The sequence below is a fragment of the Acidovorax sp. LjRoot129 genome (assembly GCF_964253765.1).
GTDB lineage: Bacteria > Pseudomonadota > Gammaproteobacteria > Burkholderiales > Burkholderiaceae_C > Acidovorax.
In genome coordinates, this window is sequence record NZ_CAXUSE020000001.1 from 66,183 (window position 1) to 88,892 (window position 22,710).

Sequence of the window (22,710 nt, forward strand, 5' to 3'; positions counted from 1 at the left end):
CTCTCAACGCCCGGTGAACTGCGGGCTTTGGCGCGCATAGAACGCATCGACCCCTGCCTTGAAGTCCTGCGTGCCCGCGCACTGCACGAACGCTGCGGCCTCGGCCGCCAACTGCTCGGGCAGGCTGCGGTCCAGTGAATCGCGCATCAGCCGCTTCATGGCGCCGTAGGCCAGCGTGGGGCCGGTGGCAAAGCGTGCTGCCAGGGCGGCGGTGGCGGCATCCAGGTCCGCCGCAGGCACCACACGGTTGACAAGGCCCAGGCGCAGGGCCTCGTCCGCCGTGAAGGCGTCGCCCAGCAGGGCAATCTCCAGGGCCTTGCGCACCCCCACCAGCCGCGGCAGCGCCCACGATGCGCCCACGTCGCAGCTGGTGCCCAGGTTGATGTAGGCCAGGTTGAAGCGCGTGCCCTCCGCCACCAGCACGTAGTCGGCCATCAGCAGCAGGCTCAGGCCCGCGCCCGCCGCCACGCCGTGCACCTGGGCGATCACGGGGGCATTCATCTGCGCCAGCAGCGGCAGCGCCTGGTTCAGCGGCGTGAGGATGTCGATGGCGCCCTGCACCGGCTGGGCCCGGAGCGTGGCCAGGTCGCCACCGGCCATGAAGCCCCGGCCGTTGCCGCGCAGTACCACCGCGCGCACCGTGGGGTCGGCGGCAAGGGTCTGCACGGCGGCCAGGAAGGCGTTGGCCAGGGCCACGTCGATGGCGTTGAGCGCATCGGGTCGGTTAAAGCGCAGCGTAGCGATGGGGCCGTCGCGTTCCAGCAGCACGGGGGCGGTGGGGTCGGTTGCGGTGTTTTTCATGTCAGTTGGGCTCTAGCACTGGATGGATAAACGCAGGTAGCTCCTGTTTTTATAGCGATTTCAACAGCGAGCGACGCACACCTGCGGCACTTGGCGACGATGATGCATTCCTTGGTGAGGGGCTACCCTTCATGGTGTTCCCGATCTCCCATGGTGTGAGGTTTTTGCCGCCGGCTGGGATCATGATGTCCTTGAGCCGGTGCACGGTCTTGAGCTGACCCTGTTCCTCGCGCACTACGCCCCCCCGTGTGCAGCCAGCCGTCGATGATGCTCGTGGCCGCGGCCTCCGGGTGAGACCACCGTTGGCAACTACGACGATGCCCGCGGGCCCCTGGCGCGGCGTTGAACAGGCTCTAATACGCAAATGACCAAGACGACCCCTGCTGCGCCCAAGGCACCTAGGAGGAAAAGCGCTGCGAACCCCCCCGCCCCGGCCTCACCGTGCCCCCCGGGGTCGCACCGCGAACGCCAGCGCGAAGCCAAGCGCAACGCCGTGCTGCAGGCGGCGGCGCAGCTGTTCAACGAGCGCGGCTTTCATGCCACCTCGCTCGACGACATCGCCGCGCGCCTGAACGTGACCAAGCCCACGCTCTACTACTACGTGAAGAACAAGGACGAGATCCTGCTGCAGTGCGTGAGCCAGGGCTTGACCATGATGCTGGAGGGCATAGACGCCTCGCGCGCAGCGGGCGGCAAGGCCGTCGACCAGCTCATCACCTGCATGCAGGTCTACGCACGCATCGTCACGCAGGACTTCGGCATGTGCCTGATCCGCATCGGCGACGAGCAGCTGCCGCCCGTGGCCCGCAAGGAACTGCGCCGCCTCAAGTCCGCCATCGACCAGGAGTTCCGCCGCCTGGTGGCCGACGGCGTGCAAGAGGGCTCGCTCGCGCCTTGCGATCCGAAGATGACGGCGTTCGTGATCGCGGGTGCGCTCAGCTGGATCGGCCGCTGGTACAAGCCCGGTGGCGAATACACGCCCGAGCAGGTCGCGGCGCAGTGCATCGATACGCTGCTGGGCGGGGTGCTGCGCAGGGCGGACGGGGCCTTGCCGGAGGTGAAGGCCCCTGTGCCGGCTCGGCGCAAGAAGGTGTCCTCGGCCTGAGGGCGGCACGCCGGGACGTCCACGCGTGCGGTGGTGTAGCACGGGGCGTCAGTTTGAAGATTCTTCGGCTCTAGCGCTTGTCTAGTAAGCGCTGTTAGCTATCAAATATGTAGCGAGCAGCGTTTAGCCCGCTGCAGGCTTGGCCAAGTCATCCAGGATTGGGCAGTCCGGCCGGTCGTTGCCTTTGCAGCAGGACACCAGTGTCTGCAGCGAGCGTTGCATGGCCTGCATGGATGCAATGCGCTCGCTCAGGTCGTCAATGTGGGTCTGGGCGATGCGCTTGACCTGGCTGCTGGCGCGGCTGCGGTCGTGCCACAGAGCGAGCAACTCGGCGATTTCTTCCATCGAAAAACCCAGGTCGCGGCTGCGGCGGATGAAGTGCAGGGTGTGCACGTCGGTCTCGGTGTACTGCCGGTAGCCGCTGTCGGTGCGGCCCACGGTGGCAAGTAGCCCCAGCGACTCGTAGTGGCGCACCATGCGCGGCGAGATGCCGGCGCTGCGGGCGGCCTCGCCGATGGTCAGCGGCCGGCCGCTGGGGGCGGGCCGGGCACCAGCGGAGGGTGTGCGGCGGGGTACCGGGGCAACAGCGGTCACGGCGGGCGGCCGAGGGGCAGGTGCGCTCATGGCTTGACCGTGTAGCCTTCTTCGGCAATGGCGGCGGCCAGCGTGGCGCGCGGGGTGTTGGTGTTGCCCACCTCCACGCGGCCGGTGCTGCGGTCGATGCGCACGGTGGCGTCGGGGTCGGCGGATTGCACGGCCTGCGTCACGGCGCGCTCGCAGTGGCCGCAGGTCATGCCCTGCACGTCGAAGAGTTGGGTGGACGCGGGTTGGGTGGTGTCGTTCGTGGTCATGGTGGCTCCTGAAAGTCCTGCAAGGGGGTCCGACGGGCATCGGAAAGGTTCAGGACGCCAGCGTAAACCTTCACACAATGGCAAGGTCAAGACCTGTGCAGCGACCCCATGGCGTTTATGCAGGCCGGTTGTGGGCGTACGTGCCTTTTGCTATTAAAAATATAGCTATTGGCGCCCTTTCATCCAGCGATGGAGCCCTTTTTTATTCAAATTACTTGGGCCGGGGGCGGCGCACGCCGGCGTCGGGTTGCACCAGCCGGCCGGCGCGCAGCTCGGTGATGGCCACGGACAGCGCCTCGGCGGCGCCGCGCACTTCGGCCTGCATGGCGGTGTCGCGGTCGAGCACCTCGTGGCTCTGCGCGTAGCTTTCGTAGTAGCCGATGTAGCGATCCAGCCGTGCCTTCGGGCCGGCGTCGATGAAGCCCATCCAGTCGAGCCAGTCCGACAGGCCCCGGCGCGTCATCTCGATGCCGGCCACGTCGCCGTGCACGGCCAGCGCGTAGGCGCGTCCAGCCAGGTGCTTGGGGTAGTCCCAGCCGGCCAGCTCCAGCGCCTTGGCTTCGGTGGCCTTCTTGCCGTGGGTGCTGGTGGGGTCGGGGTTGCCGCCGTCGGCGCACACCAAGCGGTCGATCATGAGCTTGAGCGGGCTCGGGGCCTGGTACCAGTACACGGGGGTGATGATCATCACGCCGTGCGCGGCAGTAAAGCGCTCGTAGATCTCGTTCATCCAGTCGCCGGTCTGGCGCTCGGCGTGGTTGGGGTAGCAGCTGCACGGAAAGTGGCACAGCGGCATGGCGGTGGAGACGCAGCCCTTGCAGGGATGGATGTGTCGTCCGTAGTCGGAGGTGACGCGGCTCAGGTCGAGCAGGTCGACCTCGATCTGCGCGCCCGCCAGCACGTCGCGCGCCATGTTCAGCATGCGCCAGCTCTTGGAGATCTCGCCGGGGCAGGTGCCGTCGTTGCGGGCCGATCCGCACACCAGCAGCGCGCGCGACGGCGCGGCCTTGTCGGCCCAGCGGCTGCGGGCGGCGTCAATGCGCTCCTTGGCCTCGATCCAGTCCACGGACAGGTCGTAGTCCGGGTCGGCATAGCCCGGGCCGGCCTTGCGGGTGCGCGGGGCCTTGCGGCCTTCGTCGTAGTTGCGCCAGGCGATGGCCTCGATGCGGTCGAGCTCGTCGCGGGCCTCGTCGGCAAAACGCGGGTCGCGGAAGTCCTGCAGAAAGCGCTCGCGGAATTCGGCGCGCTCCAGTGGGGGCGGGGCCTGGCCGGTGCGAGGCTGTGGCGGCGTGATGTGCTCGGTGGGTGTACGGCCGATCGTCATGCGACCATTGGGCGCCACACGGCACGGTGGTGCTATCGGACAACATGCCGTAAAGCGCTCGAAGCCGCTTGACCTTGCCATCATGTCAAGGTGTACCGTGGCTGCATGTCGATACCCAAAGCTTTGACCACCACCACCGATCGCTCCGCCGCTTCTGCGGCCCCGCCGCCCCTGGACTTGGGCATTGGCGGCATGACCTGTGCCAGTTGCGTGTCGCGCGTGGAGCGCGCGCTGCGCAAGGTGCCCGGCGTGCTGGACGCCACGGTGAACCTGGCCACCGAGTCCGCGCGTGTGGCGTGGTCACCTGCCACCGCGGACGGGTCCCCCGATGCCGCAGCGGCCATGGATGTGCTGCTGCGCCGCGCAGTGCGCAACGCCGGCTACGAGCCGCGCGCGGCGGGGCCTGCTGAAGCGGCTGAGGACCTGTCGCCCTGGGCGGGCTTTCAGCCCGTGGGCGTGGGCCTGCTGCTGTCTTTGCCGCTGGTGTTGCCCATGGTGCTCGGCGCCTTGCCGGGTGCCTGGGGGGACTTCTTGGGACAGCAAATGATGCTGCCCGCCTGGGTGCAGTTTGCGCTGGCCACGCCGGTGCAGTTCATTCTGGGCGCGCGTTTTTACAAGGCCGGCTGGCATGCGTTGAAGGCCCTGGCGGGCAACATGGATCTGCTGGTGGCGCTGGGCACGAGCGCGGGATGGGGGCTGTCGGTGTGGCTATGGCTCACGGCGCCCACCGACCACGCGGGGCATGTTCCGCATCTGTACTTCGAGGCCTCCGCAGTGGTGATCACGCTGGTACTGCTGGGCAAGTGGCTGGAGGCCCGCGCCAAGCGCCAAACCACCTCCGCCATCCGCGCATTGCACGCGCTGCGGCCCGAGGTGGTGCATTTGCTGACCCGCGCCGGCGAGGTGGATGTGCCCGTGGCCGAGGTGATGGTGGGTGACCGCTTGGTGGTGCGCCCGGGCGAGCGTTTTCCGGTGGACGGCACGGTGCACGAGGGCCACACGCAGGTCGATGAATCCATGCTCACCGGCGAACCGCTGCCCGTGGTGCGCGATGTGGGTGCGAGCCTGACCGGCGGATCGATCAATGGCGATGGCCGCATCGTGATGGCAGTGACGGCCGTGGGCGCGGAGACGGTGCTGGCCCACATCATCCGGCTGGTGGAAGACGCGCAGGCGGCCAAGGCGCCCATCCAGCGCATGGTGGACGAGGTCTCGGCCATCTTCGTGCCGGTGGTGCTCGGGGTGGCCCTGCTCACCCTGCTGGGCTGGCTGTGGGTGGGCGCGGGCATGGAGGTGGCGCTGATCCATGCCGTGGCGGTGCTCGTGATTGCCTGCCCCTGCGCGCTGGGGCTGGCCACACCTGCGGCCATCATGGCCGGCACCGGGGTGGCGGCGAAGCACGGCATCCTCATTAAAGATGCGCAGGCGCTGGAGCTGGCGCACAAGGTGGACACCGTAGCCTTTGACAAGACCGGCACGCTGACGGTGGGACGGCCTCGCCTTACCGCGTTTGAAATTGCCAAGGGGCAGGACGAAAGTGCGCTGATGGTGGCTGTGGCCGCGGTGCAAAGCGGCAGCGAACACCCGCTGGCGCGCGCGGTGGTGGCTGCTGCCCAAGAGCGCGCGTTGGCGCTGCCCCCGCCCGATGCCGTGCGCGCCGTGCCTGGACGCGGCACCGAGGGCGAAGTGAACGGCCACAGCTACCTGGTGGGTAGTCTGCGCTGGATGGAAGAACTGGGCGTGGACCTGGGGCCCCTGGCCGCGCGCGCGCAGGCATTGCAAGCCGAAGGCGCCACGGTGTCGGTCGTGGCCCAGCGCACGGGGCCGGCGCAAGTGCCGGGGCCTTCGCTGGAGGTGAGGGCGCTGATGGCCTTTGGCGACGAGCCCAAGCCAGGTGCGCGCGAGGCCCTGGCGATGCTCAAGGCCCGCGGCATTCGGACCGTGATGATCTCGGGCGACAACCGGGGCGCGGCCGAGGCCATGGCCCGGCGCCTGGGCCTCAGCCCCGAGGCGGGCGAGGTGATGGCCGAGGTGTTGCCGGGTGGCAAGGCGGCGCAGATCGTCGCCCTCCAGCAAGGGGCGCACGACGAGCGCCGCCGGGCCGCCCCAAGGCGCGAGGGCCCCCTGGGGGGGCAGCGACCCAACGCAGTGGCGGAGCGTGGGGGCCACATCGTGGCTATGGTGGGCGACGGCGTAAACGATGCCCCGGCGCTGGCCGCCGCCGATGTGGGCATGGCCATGGGCAACGGCACCGATGTGGCCATGCACGCAGCCGGCATTACGCTGATGCGCGGCGACCCGAAGCTGGTGGCAGCGGCGCTCGAGATCTCGCACCGCACGGTGATGAAGATCCGCCAGAACCTGTTCTGGGCGTTTGCCTACAACGTGGCCGGGATTCCTTTGGCGGCGTTCGGTTACCTCAGCCCGGTGGTGGCCGGTGCTGCCATGGCATTGAGCTCGGTCAGTGTGATGGCGAATGCCCTCTTACTGAAGCGGTGGCGCATGTGATAAACACGTACTAGGCAGTCACGGATGTCTGGCAAACTGCAACGCTTTGTTGCATGCCGGTGGCCGCCTTGCGCGGTGGTGCGGCACCTCTATACCGATAAAAGGACGACACATCATGAATATCTTCTCGTTCATGCGGCAGTTCACCATCCGAATGCGCATGCTTGGGGCCATTGGCGTGGTGTTGGGGCTGCTGGGGCTGCTGGGCGGCGCAGGCATGCTGGGGATGTTTCGCATCCACGACATGAGCCAGAACTTCATGGACAACTCGTTCGCCAAGGTGGGCTACATGGCCGAGCTGCGGGGCGAGATGGGTGCGATCCGCCAGTTCGAAAAGGACATGATCATTGGTTATGAAAAGCCCGAGGCCGTGAAGGCGTCGCACACCAAGTGGCTGCAGAGCCAGGACAAGGCCAAGAAGATCGCGGCGAAATTCCTGGAGGGCGAGGACGACGCCGACAACGTGGTGGTGCGCAACATCGTGACCAAGCTGGACAGCTACCGCGAACTGTTTGCGCATGTAGCCCGCCAGCTCGAAGCCAGCGGCTACGACACCGCCACCATCGCCAACCGCATGAGTGGCAAGGCCGTGGCCGAGTTCGATCAGGCCGACAAGCTGGTGGCCGAGCTCGATACCGTACTGCGCAACGAAGTGGCCAAGGCCGTGGAGCAACAGGGCCGCGTGTCGGACGAGACCAAGTGGCTGTTTGTGCTGGCGGTGCTCATCACGGTGGTGGTGGTGGTGCCGACCACGCTCATGAACATGAACTCCATTTGCAACCCGCTCGAAGACGCACGCCGGATGGCGCAGGCGATTGCAGGGGGCGATCTGTCGCAGCCCATCCATGCCGAAGGCAAGGACGAGGTCGCTGACCTGCAGCGCGCACTGCGCGACATGCAGCAGGGCCTGGGCTCGCTGGTGGCGCAGGTGCGTGATGCCAGCGGCAACATCGCCACGGCCAGCCAAGAGATCGCCATGGGCAACCAGGACCTGTCGCAGCGCACCGAGCAGACCGCCAGCAACGCGCAGGAGGCCGTGTCGTCGCTGTCCGAACTCACGTCCACCGTGCAGCAGACGGCCTCGTCATCGCAGATGGCCAACCAGCTCGCCGCATCGGCGTCGAACACCGCCACGCACGGCGGCTCGGTGGTGCAGCAGGCGGTCTCGAGCATGCAGGAGATCTCGGCCTCCAGCCGCAAGATCGGCGACATCATCGGCCTCATCGATTCCATCGCATTCCAGACCAACATCCTGGCGCTGAACGCGGCCGTGGAAGCCGCGCGCGCAGGCGAGCAGGGCCGCGGGTTTGCCGTGGTGGCCAGCGAAGTGCGCAGCCTGGCCCAGCGCAGCGCGGCGGCGGCCAGCGACATCAAGGGCCTGATCCACAACAGCGTGGCGGCCGTGGACGGCGGCGTGCGCCATGTGGAAGACGCGGGCAAGGCGATGAAGGAGATCGTGGCCAGCGTGCAGCGCGTGGGCGACATCATTGGCGAGATCACCGCCGCTGCGTCAGAGCAGTCGGCCGGCATCGGCCAGGTGAACCAATCGGTCGGCGAGATCGACCGCATGACGCAGCAGAACGCCGCACTGGTCGAGGAATCGGCGGCGGCGGCCGAGTCGATGCGCGAACAGGCCGCGCGCCTGTCGCAGGTGGTGCAGCAGTTCCGGCTGGCCGGGGCGCAGGACGGCCGCCCAGGCGCGCATTCTGCGGCCGGCACGGGCTACCAGTCGCCGCAGCAACAGCACCCCCAGGTGCTGGCGGGTGCTTCGCGGGCTCTGCTCACACGCTGATCTCGTCTGTGCGGCTGCGGTCTTTGGACCGCGCCAGCCTTACAAAGCCCTGCCGGTGTACCGTGCAGGGCTTTTTTTCATGGGGCTGTGCGGGCGGGTTACTGATGTTCTGGCTATGGCGGGGCGCGGGGCATGCCACCCGTTTGCCTAACCTTTGACCTGCGTCATGGCCGGGCAAGCCCGTGCGTGCCACGCTTCGGGGTCTGTCTTCCTCCCCTGGAGCGTGCTGCCATGTCATCCATCAGCCTGCGGACCATCCGCGAAGAGCACGCGTCGCTCGCGGCCGTGCTGCACTCCTTGCGCCTGCTGCTCGACCAGGGGCCGGGCGACGACCCCTCCGCGTTTTTTGACGTGATGCGCGCAATGCTGTTCTACATCGACGAGTTTCCCGAGCGGCAGCACCACGTCAAAGAGTCGCAGTGGCTGTTCCCCAAGGTGGCCGAGCGTGCGCCCGAGGCGGTTGCCGCCATTGCCCAGCTGGAGCGCGAGCATGCCGGCGGCGAGGCCGCGGTGCGCGAGCTGCAGCACCTGCTGCTGGGCTGGGAGCTGATGGGCGACGCGCGCCGCGAGGTGTTCGCCGAGGCGCTGCGGGCCTACGTCCGTTTTTACCTGGAGCACATGCGGCTGGAAGAAACCGTGGTGCTGCCAGCGGCGCAGCAACACCTGAAGGCTGAGGACTGGACGGCCATCGACGCGGCCTTTGCGGGCAACGCCAATCCGCTGGCCGAGGGGCCGGCGCGAGACCCAGCCTACGACCGGCTTTTCACGCGCATCGTGATGCGAGCGCCCAGTCCCATCGGGCTGGGCTGATCCATTGCCCGGGTGGTGGGCAGCCGTCCAAAAGGAAAAAACTGATCACGCTGAGCCGGTCGTAGCGCCGCGTGGAGCGTCGACCTGCTCAGCGCAAACGACAGCGGAGGATGGCGGCTACTTTTAAGCTGCCAATTTAAGCAGCCAGAGCTGGGTAGTCCGTGTACCCCTCGGCCCCGCCGCCGTACAACGTGGCGCGATTCACTTCGTTCAGTGGCGCACCGCGTTCCAGGCGTTGCACCAGGTCCGGGTTGGCGATGAACGGGCGGCCAAAGGCCACGATGTCTGCGCCGTTGGACAGCGCCGTTTCGGCCAGCGCCTTGTCGTAGGCGTTGTTCACCATCCAGGCGCCCTGGCCACCCGCCGCGCGGTACGCAGCCTTGAGCGCGGCGTAGTCGAAGGGGCGGTCGGCAATCTCTCGCGGGCCTCCTGTGGCGCCTTCGATAACGTGGATGTACGACAGGCCCCGCGGGCCCAGCTGGCGCACCACGTAGTCGAACAGGGGCTGGGGATCGGCGTCCACCACGTCGTTGGCGGGGGTGACGGGCGACAGGCGGATGCCGGTGCGGCCACCGCCGATTTCCGCAGTGATGGCGGTCACCACTTCGAGCAGCAGGCGGGCGCGGTTCTCGATGCTGCCGCCATAGGCGTCGGTGCGGTGGTTGGCGCCGGTCTTGAGGAACTGGTCGATCAGGTAGCCATTGGCGGCATGCACTTCCACGCCGTCAAAGCCGGCTTCGATCGCTGCACGCGCGGCGCGGCGGTAGTCGTCGACGATGCCGGGCAGCTCGGACAGCTCCAGCGCGCGGGGCAGCGAGGTTTCGGTGAAGGTGGGCACGCCGTCCTTGATCAGCACGGTCTTGGTCTTGGCCTGGATGGCCGAGGGCGCCACCGGTGCGGCGTTGCCCGGCTGCAGGTCGGTGTGCGAGACGCGGCCCACGTGCCACAGCTGCACCACGATCTTGCCGCCCGCCGCGTGCACGGACGATGTGACCTTCTTCCAGGCGGCAATCTGTTCTGGCGCATACAGGCCGGGCACGTCGGCGTAGCCCTGGCCCTGGTGGGAGATGGCGGTAGCCTCGGAAATGATCAGCCCGGCGCTGGCGCGCTGCGTGTAGTAGGTGGCCACGAGGTCGGTGGGCACGGCGTTGGGCGAGCGGTTGCGCGTGAGGGGCGCCATGGCGACGCGGTTGGCCAGCTTCAGGTCACCAGCTTGGATGGGGTCGGACAGAAAAGGCATGCGAGGCTTTCAAAAATGAGGTGGACGCGTTTGCAACCGACCGCGAAGGGTAATGCTGCAGCGCAAAACGTGCAGCGCACTGGCGTCAACATGGGCTCTGGTTTTGTGCTATGGCCTGCACGGCCAAGCCGCCTGGCTACACGGCCGGCGAGCTGGGATGGCGTGCTGTAAATTGGCCGCCATGTCATCCGAGCCACTTCCCAGCGCGACCGGCGCGCCCGCTGCTCTTTCGCCCCTCCCTTCGCCTGGGCCCCTGCCCGCGCTGTGGCTGGCGGTGGCCTTGTCGATGGGCGCCGCGGTGTCGTTGGGCATCACGCGTTTTGCCTATGCGCTGCTGCTGCCGCCCATGCGCGAGGACCTGGGCTGGACGTACACGCTGGCCGGGGCCATGAACACCGTCAACGCACTCGGCTACCTGCTGGGCGCCTTGGCCACTCCGTGGCTGCTGCAGCGCGTGGCGCCGGGCAAGGTGCTGGTGGTGGGCTCTGTACTGGCTTCGGTGTTCATGGGGCTCAGCGGCTTTTTTGTGGAGGCCGCGCCACTGCTGCTGCAGCGCCTGCTGGCCGGTGTGGCGAGCGCGCTGGTGTTCATTGCCGGTGGGCTTCTGGCTGCCCGCCTGGGTGCGCACGCGGCCGGGCAGGGCGGGCTGCTGCTGGGGCTGTACTACGGCGGCACGGGGTGGGGCATCAGCCTGTCTGCACTGCTGGTGCCTGCCGTGCTGGGCGCTGCATCCCCGCCGCATGCATGGACCTGGGCCTGGTGGGCACTGGCCATTGCCTGTGCGGGCGCCACCGCAGTGTTGCTGTGGCCTGCGCGCCGCCTGCGGACCTTGGCTGCGCCTGCACCGGTTGCCACGCCGTTCAACCTGCAGCACCCACCCGCCCGGGTGAGCTGGCGGGCCCTGGCGCCCGCGTTGCTGGGCTACGGCCTGTTCGGCGTGGGGTACATCGGCTACATGACGTTTGTGGTGGCGCTGCTGCGTGAGCAGGGCGCCAGCGCGGTGGCTGTGACCTGGTTCTATGCACTGCTGGGGCTGGCAGTGTTGTTGTCCTCGCGCATCTGGGCGGGGCTGCTGGACCGGGCGCGCGGCGGGCAGGCGCTGGCGCTGCTCAACGGCCTGTTGGGTGTGGCGACGGTGCTGCCCGCGCTGACCTCGGCGTGGCCGGTGGTGCTGGGCTCGGGCCTGCTGTTCGGCGGGGTGTTTTTGTCCGTGGTTGCATCTACCACAGCCCTGGTGCGGCACAACCTGCCCCAGGTGCTTTGGGCCAGCGGCATCAGCGCATTCACCATCGTGTTCGCGGCCGGGCAGATCGTCGGGCCCACGGTGGTCGGCTGGATCGCCGACGGCCCGGGCGGCCTGGCGCGCGGGCTTGTGTTTTCTGCCTGTGCGTTGTGGGCGGGGGCGGTGGTGGCATCACGGCAAAAACCGCTCTAGAGCCCGTATTCCTTCGCGAGCACGGCGGCGGTCGAGTTGCTGCCACCGAACTCATCGCCCGCCCGCCTGACGACAACCGCTCCCAAAGCGCGCGCAAGACTGCGCGCTCAGGCTTACTTCAGCAGGCCTTCGGCCTTCATTGCTTCCTGCACCGCAGGGCGGGCAGCTACGCGCTCGCGGTAGGCCGCCAGGTTCGTCAAAGCGGAGATGTCCAGATTGGTCGGCTTGGCCCAGTTGGTCACGGTGAACAGATAACCGTCAGCCACGGTGAACTGATCGCCCATCAGGTACTGCTTGTCGGCCAGCTGGCTGTCGACCCACTGCAGGCGTTGCAGCACTTTCTCGCGCGCCATGGTCTTGTATTCCTCGGGCGTGGCGGGGTTGAACAGGGGGCTGAAGCCCTTGTGGATCTCGGTGCCGATGAAGGTCAGCCACTCCTGCAGGCGGTAGCGCTGCAGCGAGCCGTTGGTGGGCGCCAGCATCTTGAGGGGCACCTGGTCGGCGATGTACTGCACGATGGCCGGGCCTTCGCGCAAGCGCGTGCCGTCGTCCAGCTCCAGCATGGGCACGTAGCCCAGCGGGTTGATGCTGTAGTAGTCGGTGCCATCCTGCAGCTTGTGGCTCTTGGTGCTGGCCAGCACGGGCGTGAAGGCCAGGCCCGCTTCGTGCAGGGCGATGTGGGGAGACAGGGAGCAGGCGCCGGGCGAGTAGTACAGCTTCATGGAGAGGTCCTTCAAAAAAGTGACGGGAAACCCCGCATCCTATGCCTTGCGCATGACCCTTGCCGTCGTCTTGGTGTGCGCAGTGTTGTGGGACGCACCCCCCAATGTCAGCTGTCGTAGCCGGGGGCCTCGCGCTGCACCTTGCGCAGCAGCGCAGGCCACGCAAACGCGCCGCCCAGGCCCCCGGTCTGCACGCGCATGGCCTGGGCCACGCCGCTGACGATCTGCGGGTTCACGACCGTAAGCTCGCCGCCCGCCTGCGCGTCGATCTGGATGCGGCAGGTGTTCTCGAAGGTGTACATCGACAAAAACGCGTCGGCAATGGTCTTGCCCACGGTGAGCAGTCCGTGGTTGCGCAGCATGAGGAAGTTGGCCTCGCCCAGGTCGGCCTGCAGGCGCGGCTTTTCCTCGTCGCGAAAGGCCACGCCTTCGTACCCGTGGTACGCCAGCGAGCCCAGCACGAAGGTGCTCTGCTGGCTGATGGGCAGCACGCCGCCCCTTTGCGCGCTCACCGCCACGCCCGCGCGGGTGTGGGTGTGCAGCACGCAGCCGGCTTCTTGCCGGGCCTCGTGCACGGCGCTGTGGATCACGAAGCCCGCGGGGTTCACAGGGAAGGGCGAGTCGTGCAGTTTGTTGCACTGCATGTCCACCTTGATCAGGCTCGACGCCGTGATCTCTTCGAACATCAGGCCGTAGGGGTTGATGAGGAACTGGTGCTCGGGCCCAGACACCGATTCGGGCAGCTTGGCGCTGATGTGGGTGAAGACTAGGTCGCTCCAGCCGTAGAGGCTCACGAGCCGATAGCAGGCGGCCAGGTCGCAGCGCAGCTGCCATTCTTCGGGGCTGACGCTGGCTTTGAGCGAAGGGATGTCGAGCATGGGGCTTGTCTCCGGATGTTGTGGCTGGAAACGTCCACTGTAGGCCGCCTGAGCCCTGGGGACTGTCCGGCAGGCTACACAGAGGCCTGGTTCTTGGGGCTTTCCCGCAATGTCGCCGCTGTTCCATTGCGTCGTGAGAACCTCCAATCGCCGCGCGGGGTGCGTCCCTAAAGTTCATTCATCCATCCCATCAGTCGGTGGGAGGGAACAACCGGACTTCTGGAGATCACCACCATGCGCAATCCCACATCGAAGATCGCGAGGCTACTGGCCTCGTTCGCCGCCGCCACCTGCCTGTCCGCGCTGGGGCTGTCGGCCCACGCCCTGGAGACCGTGGACAAGGGCGCCTTCACCATCGCTTTCTCGGGCGACATGCCCGGCACCGGCTACCAGGACGGCAAGATGGTGGGCTACGACGGCGAGATCCTGCAGCGCATTGCGCAGGCGCTGCAGCTCAAGGTCAAGCCCGCGCTGATGGAGTGGTCGGGCACCATCGCCTCGGTGCAATCCAAACGCGTGGACGTGATGGCCGGCACCATGGGTTGGACCGAGCAGCGCTCCAAGATCATGGCGCTGAGCGACCCCATCCACTATTTCAAGAACGGCATCACGCAGTCGGACAAGACCGACTGGAGCAAGCTGAAGGACCTTGAAGGCAAGAAGGTCGGCACCATCACCGGCTTCTCGTTCATCCCCGAGCTGCGCAAGATCAACGGCCTGCAACTGGCGCTGTACGACACCTCGGACGCCGCCGTGCGCGACCTGCTGGCCGGGCGCATCGACGCGGTGATCGGCGACCCGCCGGTGATGCAGTACGCCATCTCGCAGAACCCGCAGTGGAAGATCAAGTTCAATGCCTTCAGCGATGCATCGCCTGACTACCCCTTGCTCACTGGCCTGGGCCAGGTGGTGTTCGGCCTGAACAAGGACAACCCCGAGCTGGTGAAGGCCGTGAACGCGGAGATCGCCAAGCTCTGGGGCAGCTGCGACCTGCGCAAGATCGGCAAGACGTATGGCCTGGTGCAGGACGTGTGGTACATCCCCGTGGGCCAGAACGCCCGCGCCGGCGTGGACCGTGCGGCGGACTGGAAGCTGCCGTCGTGCAAGGGATGAACTAGTGCCAAGTCGCATCGTCGGCCGCCCGATGGGGCCTCGGCGAATTGCCAAGCCGCATGCTGTCAGAGGCATGCGGCTTTTGTTTTTGGCCCGGCATTGCGGGGCCGCCAGACATCGCTGTGGGGCAGCGCTGTGCGCCGTCAGACCTCCACCGTGCCGGCCTGCAGCGCCTTGCGCATGCGGCCCGGCGGCATGCCGTACAGCTGCTGGAAGTGCCGGATGAAATGCGATGCGTCGGCAAAGCCGCATTCATACGCGATGGTGATCACCGGCAGGGCGGTGCTGGTGAGCATCCATTTGGCGTACTTCAGACGCGCATTGCGGTAGTACTCCGACGGCGTGGTTCGCGTCTCGGCCAGGAACACGCGCTCGAGCTGGCGGCTACTCGAATCCACCAGCCGCGCGATGACCCCGATCTCGAGCGGCGTGCCGATGTTCTTTTCCATGAGCACGATGGCCTGGCGCAGCTTGTCGTGGTCGGTGGTGCCGTAGCCCAGCGCGTGGCGGCGCGCCACATGCGTGTGGCCGGCCGAGGGGTTCACCGTCATCTGGTGCACCACCTTGGCCGCGCGGTCGGGGCCGCAGTGCAGGCGCACCAGCTCGGCCGTGAGCTCCACGATGGAGATGCCGCCCGCGCAGGTGACGCGGTCGCCGTCGAACAGGTAGTGCGCATCGGTCACGTACGGCAGCGTGGGGAAGGCCTGCTGCCAGTCTTCCACATGGTAAGGGTGCACGCAGGCGCGCCGCTGCGCCATCAGGCCCGCATGCGCCAGTGCGAACGAGCCTGTGCAGATGCCGATGAGCGGCTTGCCCAGCGACGCGGCGTACTGCAGAAACTCGCGGTAGCGCGGGTGGGCCAAGGGGATGGCCGGCAGCAGCCCGCCGATGACGGCGATGTAGTCGTAGTCGCAGTCGGACGAGAGCGATTCCTGCACCGGCACCTCGACACCGCAGCTCGCAGCCACCGACTGGCCGGGTATGCCCAGGATGGTCCACGAGCAGCGGATCTGCCGGCTCTGGTCGCCCACGTCGGCCGCGTGGCGCAGGCCGTCGCACAGGCCCGCCAGCGACAGCAGCGGGAACTGCGGCCACAGCAGGATGCCCACGCGCAGTTCGGAGGCCGAGGCCTTGCGCCGTGGCGTGGTGGGCCGCGATGCCACGTCGAGCTTGCCGATCAGTGCACCAATGTCGCCTGTGTTCTGTGCACTGAGCTGGTGCGCGTTGGCACCGATTTCGACGCTAGAAGCTTTGCGCTGGGTAATTTTGGGAGGCACCGGGTTTTCCCTGCATGTCGCATACGTTCAATATAGCTGCGGCCGCCTCCAATGAACAGAGGGTCTTCATTCCTAGCATGGAGGCACTGGGTAGCGAGACCTGCGGCTGCAAGGAGCGTGCCGCAGCGCCCGCACACCACTGTCTGGAGAACCATGCTGTGAACGACGACCATCCACCCCTGCTGCGCGTGAGCGGCCTCAAGAAAAGCTACGGCCAGACCGAGGTACTCAAGGGCATTTCCTTCGACCTGAAAAAAGGCGAGACGCTGTCGCTGATCGGGCCCAGCGGCTCGGGCAAGTCCACCTGCCTGCGCTGCCTGAACTTCCTGGAAAAGCCCAACGGCGGCGAAGTGCTGCTACAGGCTGAACGCATCGGCCAGGTGCCTGCGCGCAAGGGCGGCGGCTGGCGCCTGATGAGCGACACCGAGATGGCACCGCAGCGCCGCGAGATCGGCATGGTGTTCCAGCTGTTCTACCTGTGGCCGCACCTCACGGTGCGCGACAACGTGGCGCTGGCGTCCATCAAGGCCGGCGGCATGCGGCGCGACGAGGCCCATGCACTGGCCGAAGACATGCTGGAGAAGGTGCACCTGCGCCACAAGGCCGACGCCTACCCCGAGCAGCTGTCGGGCGGCCAGCAGCAGCGCGTGGCCATCGCGCGCACGCTGGCGCAAAAGCCCAAGCTCATCCTGTTCGACGAGCCCACGTCCGCCCTGGACCCCGAACTGGTGGGCGAGGTGCTGGGCGTGATCCGCGAGCTGGCCGACGAAGGGCGCTCGATGATCCTGGTGACGCACGAGATCCGCTTTGCGCGCGATGTGGCCGACCGCGTGATCTTCATGGACGGCGGCCACATCGTCGAAGAAGGCCCCGCCGCGCAGGTGATCGACACGCCGCGCATGGAGCGCACGCGCAGCTTCCTTGGGCAGGTGGGCCGCGAAGCCAGGCTGGGTGGATGACCATGCCAAGCCTCGATACCTTCACTTTGATCGCACTCACGCTCTTGCGGGGTGCGTGGACGGCGGCGCAGGTGTCCGCAGGCGCTGCGCTGATTGCCGCGAGCCTGGGGCTGCTGCTGGCGTTGCTCGTGGTCTTTGTGCGCCACCGTGTGCTGCAGGTGACCATTGCGGCGTACATCGAATGGATGCGCAATGTGCCAGCGCTGGCGCATTTGTTCGTGCTGTATTTCGGGCTGGCGTCGGTGGGGGTGCGGCTGTCGCCGCTCACGGCCGCGGTCATCGGCCTGGGCTTGGTGGGCGCGGCCATCCTGTGCGATGTGTTTGCGGCGGGCCTGCGCTGCCTGCATGTCGGCCAGCGCGAAGCGGCGCTGGCCGTGGGCCTGACGCCCGCGCAAACGCTGCGCTGCGTGCTGCTGCCGCAGATGCTGCGCGTGACGCTGCCGTCGCTGGGCAACTACGCAAGCCAGCTGGTCAAGGACACGTCCATCGCGTCGGCGATTGCGGCGCCTGAAGTGATGTTCTATGCCCGCAACCTGGTGACGTCCACCTTCGAGACGCCGCTGATCTACCTGACCGCCATGCTGCTGTACGCGGCGATGGTGCTGCCCATCAGCTGGGCCTTCACGCGCCTGGAGCGCCACACTGCCAGGGGGGCACGATGACCGCATTTTTTGCAACCTATGCCGAGTACATGGGCGAGTGGTGGCCGCGCCTGCTGGGTGCCGCCCGCGTCACGGCCGAGCTGTCGGCCATCGGCTTTGCCATCGCCATCGTGCTGGGCGCGCTGCTGGTGTGGATGCTGCGCAGCGGCGTGACTGCATTGCGCCGCTCCGCGCAGGGCTTCATCCAGCTGCTGCGCGCCATACCGCTGCTGGCGCTGCTGCTGGCCATCTACTTCGTGCTGCCTTCGTTCGGCATCACGTTGTCAGGCTACTGGGCCGGGGCCCTGGGCCTGGGGGTGCACGGCGCGGCCTATGTGGCGGAGATCCTGCGGGGCGGGCTGCAGTCGGTGCACGGCGGCCAGCGCGAGGCGGGCCTGGCGGTGGGCCTCACGCCGCGCCGCGTGTTTTTGCATGTGACGCTGCCGCAGGCGGCGCGCGTGATGCTGCCGCCGTTGCTGAGCAGCTATGTGGCGCTGCTGAAAGACAGCTCGCTGTGCGCGCTGATCGCCACCAACGAACTCATGCTGGCTGCCAAGGCGATGTCCAGCGAGTACTTTTTGCCCTTGCACATCTTCATCCTGGTGGGGCTGTTCTATTTCGCGATCGCTTTCCCGCTGTCCATGCTCTCGCGCTGGCTGGAGCGCCGCCTGGCGCAGGGCCGCCGCACGCTGGGGGTCGCATGACGAGCATCGATTCAACCGTGCCCTCCATGGTCTACGCGCCGCTGACAGAGCAGGCCGCGGCCATCCGTGCGGGCAGCTTGTCGAGCGAGGCGCTGGTGGAGGCGCAGCTCGCGCGCATCGACCGGCATGGCGCACAGCTGCATGCCTATACCGAGGTGTACGCCGACGAGGCGCGCGCTGCTGCTCAGGGCCTGGACCGCATGGCCCGTGCAGGCGTCTTCGTCGGGCCGCTGCACGGCGTGACGGTGGCGGTGAAGGACTTGTTCGAGGTGCAGGGCAAGGCGATTGCGGCGGGCTCGCGCGCGCAGCCGGCGCGCATCTCCGCCCTGAATGCGACGGTGGTGCAGCGCCTGCGTGCGGCTGGCGCCATCGTGGTCGGCAAGACCCACACGGTGGAGTTCGCATTCGGCGGCTGGGGCACCAATGCGGTGATGGGCACGCCCTGGAACCCGTGGGATGTGCACACGCACCGCACGCCGGGCGGCAGCAGCAGCGGCTCGGCCGTGGCGCTGGCGGCAGGGCTGTGCAGTGCGTCCATCGGCACGGACACGGGCGGGTCGGTCCGCATACCGGCGGGGCTGTGCGGCGTGGTAGGCCTCAAGACCACGCGCGGCCTCGTCAGCCGCCACGGGCTCATCGAGCTGTGCCCCACGCACGACACGGTGGGGCCGCTAACGCGCACGGTGCGCGACAGCGCGCTGCTGCTCGAGGTGCTGGCAGGCGGCGACCCGCACGACGCGGTGTCGCTGCAGGCGCCCGTGCGCTCGGTGCTGCCGCAGCTTGAACGCGGCGTGCAGGGCCTGCGCGTGTGGGCGCTGCCCGAGGCCGAGCGCCACGATGTGGATGCGGATGTGCTCGCGGCCTGCGACGCTGCGGTGCAGGTGCTGGTGTCGCTGGGCATGCAGCGCGTGGAGCGCGCGCTGCCGCAAAGCTGCGCCGAATCGATGCGCGTGGCGGGCAGCCTGATGAGCGCCGAGGGCTACGCCAACCTGGGCCCGCTGTTCGAGCAGGACGGGCTGGAGTTCGACCCGCATGTGCGCCGCCGCATCTTGCTGGGGCGCGACATCGATGCCGCGCAGTACATCACGCTGCTCAAGCTGCGCGAGCAGGCCAAGGCCGACATGCTGCGCGCGATGGACGGTGTGGATGTGTGCGCCTTTCCGACCAATGCGATCGCCGCCATCCCTGTGAATGCGGTGGACGAGCTGGCGACGCCGCTGTCGCGCTTTGGCCGCTTTGTGAACCTGCTGGATCTGTGCTCGCTGGCCGTGCCTGCGGGCTTTACGCAGGAAGGCATGCCGGTGTCGCTGCAGGTCATCGGCCGGCCGATGGACGAGCCGACGATCCTGCGCGTGGGCCATGCCTTCGAGCGAGCCACCGACTGGCACCGCGCGGTGCCGCCGGGCTGGGATTGAGCGGCGCACCCCTCCACAGTTCTACAACCCCCCCAGGAGCTTTCACCATGCCTGCGTTGTCCCCACGAGCGCCCCTGGCGTGCCTGCTGGCGCTCACCCTGCTGTGCGCTGCGGCGGCCGCCTCTGCACAGACACCGGCCCGAAGCGGTGTCTCGGCGCTGGAGCGCATTGCGCGCAGCGGGGTGGTGCATGTGGGCTACATCCCCACGCCGGGCACCTTTGCGTTCCGCGACGCGGCGGGCGACACGGTGGGCTACTCCATCGACGTGTGCCAGCGCTGCGCGTGGAGTTCCGCCCGCTGGAGGCGGCGCAGCGCATACCGCTGCTTAAGGCCGGCAGCATCGACATCGAGTGCGGCGGCAACACCAACACCGTGGGCCGGCAAAAGGACGTGGACTTCTCGCACACGCTGTTCACCACGGGCGTGCGGTTCCTCGCGCGCCAGGCGGTGCTGATCGACGGCGTGGCCAGCCTGTGGCGGCGGCGCGTTGCAGTGAGCAAGGGCACCACGGCGCAGGAGACCATGGCGCGTGTGCAGCGCGAGCAGGAGCTGCAAGTCGTGGTGGTGGCCACCGACGCCGAGGGCGTGCGCCTGGTGGAAGAGGGCACGGTGGATGCGTTCGCGCAGGACGACATCCTGCTGTACGCGCTGCTGGCCGCGTCGCCGAAGAAGGACAGCCTGCACGTCACGGGCCGCCACCTCACCGTGGAGCCGTATGCCTTCATGCTGCCCAAGGGCGATGCGCTGCTGCGCGAGGTGGTGGACCGCACGGTGCTGGCGCTCATGCATTCAGGCGAGCTGGCCGCCCTGTACCGCAAGTGGTTCGACACCGATGCGCTGCGCATCCCCATGAGCGCGCACATGCGCGAAAACATCCGCTACCCCAACAAGTACGGCATTCCCTAAGCGCGCGACGGCATTGCCGCCGTGGCCTTTTCAGTCCCTTCATCCCAGAGCTTTTCATGAACACCAGCATTCCCTTCATCAGCGACCGGCAAGTGGCCCAGGCGCTGGATTTCGCATCGGTGGCCACCGTGCTCGGCGAGGCCTTTGCCAGCCTCGCAGCGGGCGGTGCCGCGGTGCACCAGCGCCAGCGCACCGACTGCCGCGACCTGCGGCTGAGCACCATGGGCGCGGTGTGGGCCGAGCGCGGCGTGGCGGGGGTCAAGGTGTACCCCACGGTGCGCGGGCAGTTCAGCTTCTCCATCCTGCTGTTCGACCTGGCGACCAACCAGCCGCTGGCGGTACTGGACGGCAACGAGATCACGCGGCTGCGCACGGCGGCCATCACGGCGCTGGTGGCGTCCAAGGCCGGCCCGCTGCGGCCGCGCAAGCTCGCCGTCTTCGGAGCGGGCCTACAGGGCCGCGCGCAGGCCGAGGCTTTGAGTGGCTGGTTCGGCTTCGAGGAGATCGCGCTGGTGGACCCCGCGGGCGACCCGGCGTGGGCGCAGACGCTGGCGGTGCAGGCGGGCTGCCCGGCGGCCTTCACCACGCCCGAGGCGGCAGTGCGCGGTGCCGACATCGTGGTCACCGCCACGCGCTCGGCCACGCCAGTGTTCGATGGCGCGTGGCTTTCGCCCGGCGCCTTCGTGGCCGCCATGGGCATCAGCGCACCCAAGGGCCGCGAGCTGGACGACACCACCATGGACCGCGCGGGCCGCATCATTTTGGAATGGCTGCCGCAAAGCCTGGCCGAAGCCGGCGAGGTGGTGCTGTGGCAGGGCCGCACGGCCGCTGCGCCGCTGGTGGACCTGCCGCAGCTCTACGCGAGCGATGCACCGTGGCGGCCCGAGGCGCCGGGCATCACCGTGTTCAAGTCCGTGGGCATCGGCCTGGCCGATGTGGCGGTGGCGCAGCTGGCGGTGTCGCGCATCCTGCAGCGCGCGCCCGCACTGGCAGGTGCGCTGCCATGAAGGTCTGCGTGATCGGCGCGGGCGTGATCGGCTGCGCCACGGCCTACGAACTGGCGCGCCAGGGGCACGAGGTGCACCTGCTGGACGCTGCGCAGGCGCCGGGCCTGGGCACCAGCTACGCCAACGGCGCGCAGCTGAGTTACAGCTATGTGGAGCCGTTTGCGTCGCCCGCCACGCTGCGTGGATTGCCCAAGATGCTGCTGTCGCGCGGCTCGGCCGTGCGCTTCTACCCGCGTTGGGATTGGCGGCAGTGGGTGTGGGGCCTGCAGTTTCTGCGCGCCTGCTCAACCCGCCAGTCGCTTCGGGGCACTGCGCAGCTGCTGCAGCTGGCGCAGGCCAGCCGCCTTGCGCTGGCGCAGTGGATGCAGGAGGAGGCCTGGTCCTTTGGCTTTGAAGAAAACGGCAAGCTGGTGCTGTGCCCCACGCCACAGGCGCTGCGCCAGCAACAGCGCCAGGTGACCGTGCAGGCTGCCATGGGCTGCCGGCAAGAGGTGCTGAGTCTGCGCGAATGCCTGGACAAGGAGCCCGCGCTGCAGGCGGCGCCCGGTCTGCCCTGGGCCGGTGGCGTATGGACCCGCGACGAATGCATCGCCGACCCGCACCGCCTGTGCCAGGCCATGGTGGCCAGCCTGCGCCAGCGCGGTGGCACGGTGTCTTTCGGTGTGAAGGCGCGGTCGTTCGTGCGGCACGCGGGCCGGGTGAGCGCGGTGGCCACCGACCAGGGTGACATCGCTGCCGATGCCTTTGTGCTGGCCACAGGGCCCGCTGCAGCGCCGCTGGCCGCGCGGTTGGGCATCCACCTGCCCATTCATCCCATCAAGGGCTACAGCATCACCGTGCCGTTTCGGGACGGTGTGGTGCGGCCCCGCGCGAGTGTGACCGACCTGGGCCGCAAGACCGTGTTTGCACCGCTGGGCACGCACCTGCGCGTGGCAGCGATGGCCGAGGTGGGCGCCACGGGCCTCGACGTGCCTGCAGACCGCGTGCGGACGATGGTGGATGCGGTGGTGCAGACCTACCCGGGCCTGTGCGATCTGGAGGCCCCGACCGTGTGGGCCGGGCTGCGGCCCGCTACGCCCACGTCGGTGCCCATCGTGGGCCGCTGGCGCGACAGCAACGTGTACCTCAACGTGGGGCACGGCGCACTGGGCCTGACGCTGGCTGCTGGCAGTGCGGTGGCGCTGTCGCAGCAGATGCAATCAGCGCAGACTGCGTAGCTCGCCC

At 68.1% G+C, this 22,710-nt stretch carries 21 protein-coding genes and 1 pseudogene; 13 read left to right on the plus strand and 9 right to left on the minus strand.

Features of this window, described 5'->3' with window-relative positions:
- Positions 1–3 precede the first annotated feature (3 nt).
- Complete coding sequence (locus tag ACSQ3Q_RS00305) at positions 4–801, minus strand: enoyl-CoA hydratase/isomerase family protein (protein ID WP_436132446.1); 798 nt, start codon at positions 799–801, stop codon at positions 4–6.
- A gap of 44 nt (positions 802–845) precedes the next feature.
- Positions 846–1,100 (minus strand): annotated as a pseudogene (locus ACSQ3Q_RS00310) (long-chain fatty acid--CoA ligase); the annotation flags it as partial.
- A 65-nt stretch (positions 1,101–1,165) separates the two neighbouring features.
- Here ACSQ3Q_RS00310 and ACSQ3Q_RS00315 point away from each other — a divergent pair.
- A complete protein-coding gene (locus ACSQ3Q_RS00315; RefSeq protein WP_436132447.1) occupies positions 1,166–1,906 on the plus strand; it encodes a TetR/AcrR family transcriptional regulator in 741 nt (246 codons plus the stop codon).
- 123 nt (positions 1,907–2,029) lie between these two features.
- On the opposite strand, the gene cueR is transcribed toward ACSQ3Q_RS00315, so the two are convergent.
- The 3 genes from cueR to ACSQ3Q_RS00330 all read right to left on the minus strand — a co-directional run bounded on the left by cueR (position 2,030) and on the right by ACSQ3Q_RS00330 (position 4,078).
- The gene (gene cueR / locus ACSQ3Q_RS00320; protein ID WP_436132448.1) at positions 2,030–2,530 is read right to left on the minus strand and encodes a Cu(I)-responsive transcriptional regulator; all 501 of its coding nucleotides are present in this window, start codon (positions 2,528–2,530) and stop codon (positions 2,030–2,032) included.
- The gene (locus ACSQ3Q_RS00325; protein ID WP_436132449.1) at positions 2,527–2,757 is read right to left on the minus strand and encodes a heavy-metal-associated domain-containing protein; all 231 of its coding nucleotides are present in this window, start codon (positions 2,755–2,757) and stop codon (positions 2,527–2,529) included. Before ACSQ3Q_RS00325 ends, cueR begins: the two co-directional genes overlap by 4 nt.
- Before the next feature lie 211 nt (positions 2,758–2,968).
- On the minus strand, positions 2,969–4,078 hold the full coding sequence (locus tag ACSQ3Q_RS00330) for a flavodoxin family protein (protein WP_436132450.1): 1,110 nt from the start codon (positions 4,076–4,078) through the stop codon (positions 2,969–2,971).
- 105 nt (positions 4,079–4,183) lie between these two features.
- Here ACSQ3Q_RS00330 and ACSQ3Q_RS00335 point away from each other — a divergent pair, with 105 nt between their 5' ends.
- From ACSQ3Q_RS00335 to ACSQ3Q_RS00345, 3 genes are all read left to right on the plus strand, one after another.
- Entirely contained in the window at positions 4,184–6,586 is a 2,403-nt protein-coding gene (locus ACSQ3Q_RS00335; RefSeq protein WP_436132451.1) for a heavy metal translocating P-type ATPase, read from the plus strand.
- 115 nt (positions 6,587–6,701) lie between these two features.
- On the plus strand, positions 6,702–8,378 hold the full coding sequence (locus tag ACSQ3Q_RS00340) for a methyl-accepting chemotaxis protein (protein ID WP_436132452.1): 1,677 nt from the start codon (positions 6,702–6,704) through the stop codon (positions 8,376–8,378).
- Positions 8,379–8,609: 231 nt separating this feature from the next.
- A complete protein-coding gene (locus ACSQ3Q_RS00345; protein ID WP_436132453.1) occupies positions 8,610–9,188 on the plus strand; it encodes a hemerythrin domain-containing protein in 579 nt (192 codons plus the stop codon).
- 136 nt (positions 9,189–9,324) lie between these two features.
- Here ACSQ3Q_RS00345 and ACSQ3Q_RS00350 read toward each other — a convergent pair whose 3' ends face one another.
- A complete protein-coding gene (locus tag ACSQ3Q_RS00350; RefSeq protein WP_436132454.1) occupies positions 9,325–10,428 on the minus strand; it encodes an alkene reductase in 1,104 nt (367 codons plus the stop codon).
- 181 nt (positions 10,429–10,609) lie between these two features.
- On the opposite strand from ACSQ3Q_RS00350, the gene ACSQ3Q_RS00355 reads away from it, so the two are divergent.
- The gene (locus ACSQ3Q_RS00355) at positions 10,610–11,863 is read left to right on the plus strand and encodes a YbfB/YjiJ family MFS transporter (protein WP_436132455.1); all 1,254 of its coding nucleotides are present in this window, start codon (positions 10,610–10,612) and stop codon (positions 11,861–11,863) included.
- Between the two features lie 113 nt (positions 11,864–11,976).
- Here the strand turns inward: ACSQ3Q_RS00355 and gstA are convergent, their stop codons facing one another.
- Positions 11,977–12,585, minus strand: coding sequence for a glutathione transferase GstA (gene gstA, locus ACSQ3Q_RS00360; RefSeq protein ID WP_436132456.1), 609 nt, complete (start codon positions 12,583–12,585; stop codon positions 11,977–11,979).
- 107 nt (positions 12,586–12,692) lie between these two features.
- The gene (locus ACSQ3Q_RS00365) at positions 12,693–13,463 is read right to left on the minus strand and encodes a class II aldolase/adducin family protein (RefSeq protein WP_436132457.1); all 771 of its coding nucleotides are present in this window, start codon (positions 13,461–13,463) and stop codon (positions 12,693–12,695) included.
- A 234-nt stretch (positions 13,464–13,697) separates the two neighbouring features.
- Between ACSQ3Q_RS00365 and ACSQ3Q_RS00370 the strand changes: the two genes are divergently transcribed.
- On the plus strand, positions 13,698–14,576 hold the full coding sequence (locus ACSQ3Q_RS00370) for an ABC transporter substrate-binding protein (RefSeq protein WP_436132458.1): 879 nt from the start codon (positions 13,698–13,700) through the stop codon (positions 14,574–14,576).
- 143 nt (positions 14,577–14,719) lie between these two features.
- On the opposite strand, the gene ACSQ3Q_RS00375 is transcribed toward ACSQ3Q_RS00370, so the two are convergent.
- Entirely contained in the window at positions 14,720–15,853 is a 1,134-nt protein-coding gene (locus tag ACSQ3Q_RS00375; RefSeq protein ID WP_436132459.1) for a GlxA family transcriptional regulator, read from the minus strand.
- Positions 15,854–16,011: 158 nt separating this feature from the next.
- Between ACSQ3Q_RS00375 and ACSQ3Q_RS00380 the strand changes: the two genes are divergently transcribed.
- From ACSQ3Q_RS00380 to ACSQ3Q_RS00410, 7 genes are all read left to right on the plus strand, one after another.
- Entirely contained in the window at positions 16,012–16,812 is an 801-nt protein-coding gene (locus ACSQ3Q_RS00380; protein ID WP_436132460.1) for an amino acid ABC transporter ATP-binding protein, read from the plus strand.
- Positions 16,809–17,474, plus strand: a complete 666-nt coding sequence (locus ACSQ3Q_RS00385) for an amino acid ABC transporter permease (protein WP_436132461.1) — start codon at positions 16,809–16,811, stop codon at positions 17,472–17,474. Before ACSQ3Q_RS00380 ends, ACSQ3Q_RS00385 begins: the two co-directional genes overlap by 4 nt.
- Positions 17,471–18,157 carry an amino acid ABC transporter permease gene (locus tag ACSQ3Q_RS00390; RefSeq protein WP_436132462.1) on the plus strand — a complete coding sequence of 229 codons (687 nt, stop codon included), beginning with the start codon at positions 17,471–17,473 and terminating at the stop codon, positions 18,155–18,157. The genes ACSQ3Q_RS00385 and ACSQ3Q_RS00390 overlap by 4 nt, the downstream gene beginning before the upstream one ends.
- Positions 18,154–19,572, plus strand: coding sequence for an amidase (locus ACSQ3Q_RS00395; protein ID WP_436132463.1), 1,419 nt, complete (start codon positions 18,154–18,156; stop codon positions 19,570–19,572). The genes ACSQ3Q_RS00390 and ACSQ3Q_RS00395 overlap by 4 nt, the downstream gene beginning before the upstream one ends.
- 268 nt (positions 19,573–19,840) lie before the next feature.
- Positions 19,841–20,479 carry an amino acid ABC transporter substrate-binding protein gene (locus ACSQ3Q_RS00400; protein ID WP_436132464.1) on the plus strand — a complete coding sequence of 213 codons (639 nt, stop codon included), beginning with the start codon at positions 19,841–19,843 and terminating at the stop codon, positions 20,477–20,479.
- Between the two features lie 56 nt (positions 20,480–20,535).
- Positions 20,536–21,486 (plus strand): ornithine cyclodeaminase family protein, encoded by a 951-nt coding sequence (locus tag ACSQ3Q_RS00405; protein WP_436132465.1) that lies wholly within the window; start codon positions 20,536–20,538, stop codon positions 21,484–21,486.
- Positions 21,483–22,703 (plus strand): FAD-dependent oxidoreductase, encoded by a 1,221-nt coding sequence (locus tag ACSQ3Q_RS00410; RefSeq protein WP_436132466.1) that lies wholly within the window; start codon positions 21,483–21,485, stop codon positions 22,701–22,703. The genes ACSQ3Q_RS00405 and ACSQ3Q_RS00410 overlap by 4 nt, the downstream gene beginning before the upstream one ends.
- Positions 22,704–22,710: the final 7 nt, after the last annotated feature.

Excerpts from the sequence above, each read along its gene's own strand:
- ACSQ3Q_RS00365 (WP_436132457.1), bottom strand. The coding sequence starts at position 13,463 with ATGCTCGACATCCCTTCGCTCAAAGCCAGCGTCAGCCCCGAAGAATGG.
- ACSQ3Q_RS00350 (WP_436132454.1), bottom strand. The coding sequence starts at position 10,428 with ATGCCTTTTCTGTCCGACCCCATCCAAGCTGGTGACCTGAAGCTGGCC.
- ACSQ3Q_RS00405 (WP_436132465.1), top strand. The coding sequence starts at position 20,536 with ATGAACACCAGCATTCCCTTCATCAGCGACCGGCAAGTGGCCCAGGCG.
- ACSQ3Q_RS00370 (WP_436132458.1), top strand. The coding sequence starts at position 13,698 with ATGCGCAATCCCACATCGAAGATCGCGAGGCTACTGGCCTCGTTCGCC.
- cueR (WP_436132448.1), bottom strand. The coding sequence starts at position 2,530 with ATGAGCGCACCTGCCCCTCGGCCGCCCGCCGTGACCGCTGTTGCCCCG.
- ACSQ3Q_RS00340 (WP_436132452.1), top strand. The coding sequence starts at position 6,702 with ATGAATATCTTCTCGTTCATGCGGCAGTTCACCATCCGAATGCGCATG.
- gstA (WP_436132456.1), bottom strand. The coding sequence starts at position 12,585 with ATGAAGCTGTACTACTCGCCCGGCGCCTGCTCCCTGTCTCCCCACATC.
- ACSQ3Q_RS00335 (WP_436132451.1), top strand. The coding sequence starts at position 4,184 with ATGTCGATACCCAAAGCTTTGACCACCACCACCGATCGCTCCGCCGCT.
- ACSQ3Q_RS00305 (WP_436132446.1), bottom strand. The coding sequence starts at position 801 with ATGAAAAACACCGCAACCGACCCCACCGCCCCCGTGCTGCTGGAACGC.
- ACSQ3Q_RS00410 (WP_436132466.1), top strand. The coding sequence starts at position 21,483 with ATGAAGGTCTGCGTGATCGGCGCGGGCGTGATCGGCTGCGCCACGGCC.
- ACSQ3Q_RS00395 (WP_436132463.1), top strand. The coding sequence starts at position 18,154 with ATGACGAGCATCGATTCAACCGTGCCCTCCATGGTCTACGCGCCGCTG.
- ACSQ3Q_RS00345 (WP_436132453.1), top strand. The coding sequence starts at position 8,610 with ATGTCATCCATCAGCCTGCGGACCATCCGCGAAGAGCACGCGTCGCTC.
- ACSQ3Q_RS00315 (WP_436132447.1), top strand. The coding sequence starts at position 1,166 with ATGACCAAGACGACCCCTGCTGCGCCCAAGGCACCTAGGAGGAAAAGC.
- ACSQ3Q_RS00325 (WP_436132449.1), bottom strand. The coding sequence starts at position 2,757 with ATGACCACGAACGACACCACCCAACCCGCGTCCACCCAACTCTTCGAC.
- ACSQ3Q_RS00385 (WP_436132461.1), top strand. The coding sequence starts at position 16,809 with ATGACCATGCCAAGCCTCGATACCTTCACTTTGATCGCACTCACGCTC.
- ACSQ3Q_RS00355 (WP_436132455.1), top strand. The coding sequence starts at position 10,610 with ATGTCATCCGAGCCACTTCCCAGCGCGACCGGCGCGCCCGCTGCTCTT.
- ACSQ3Q_RS00330 (WP_436132450.1), bottom strand. The coding sequence starts at position 4,078 with ATGACGATCGGCCGTACACCCACCGAGCACATCACGCCGCCACAGCCT.
- ACSQ3Q_RS00390 (WP_436132462.1), top strand. The coding sequence starts at position 17,471 with ATGACCGCATTTTTTGCAACCTATGCCGAGTACATGGGCGAGTGGTGG.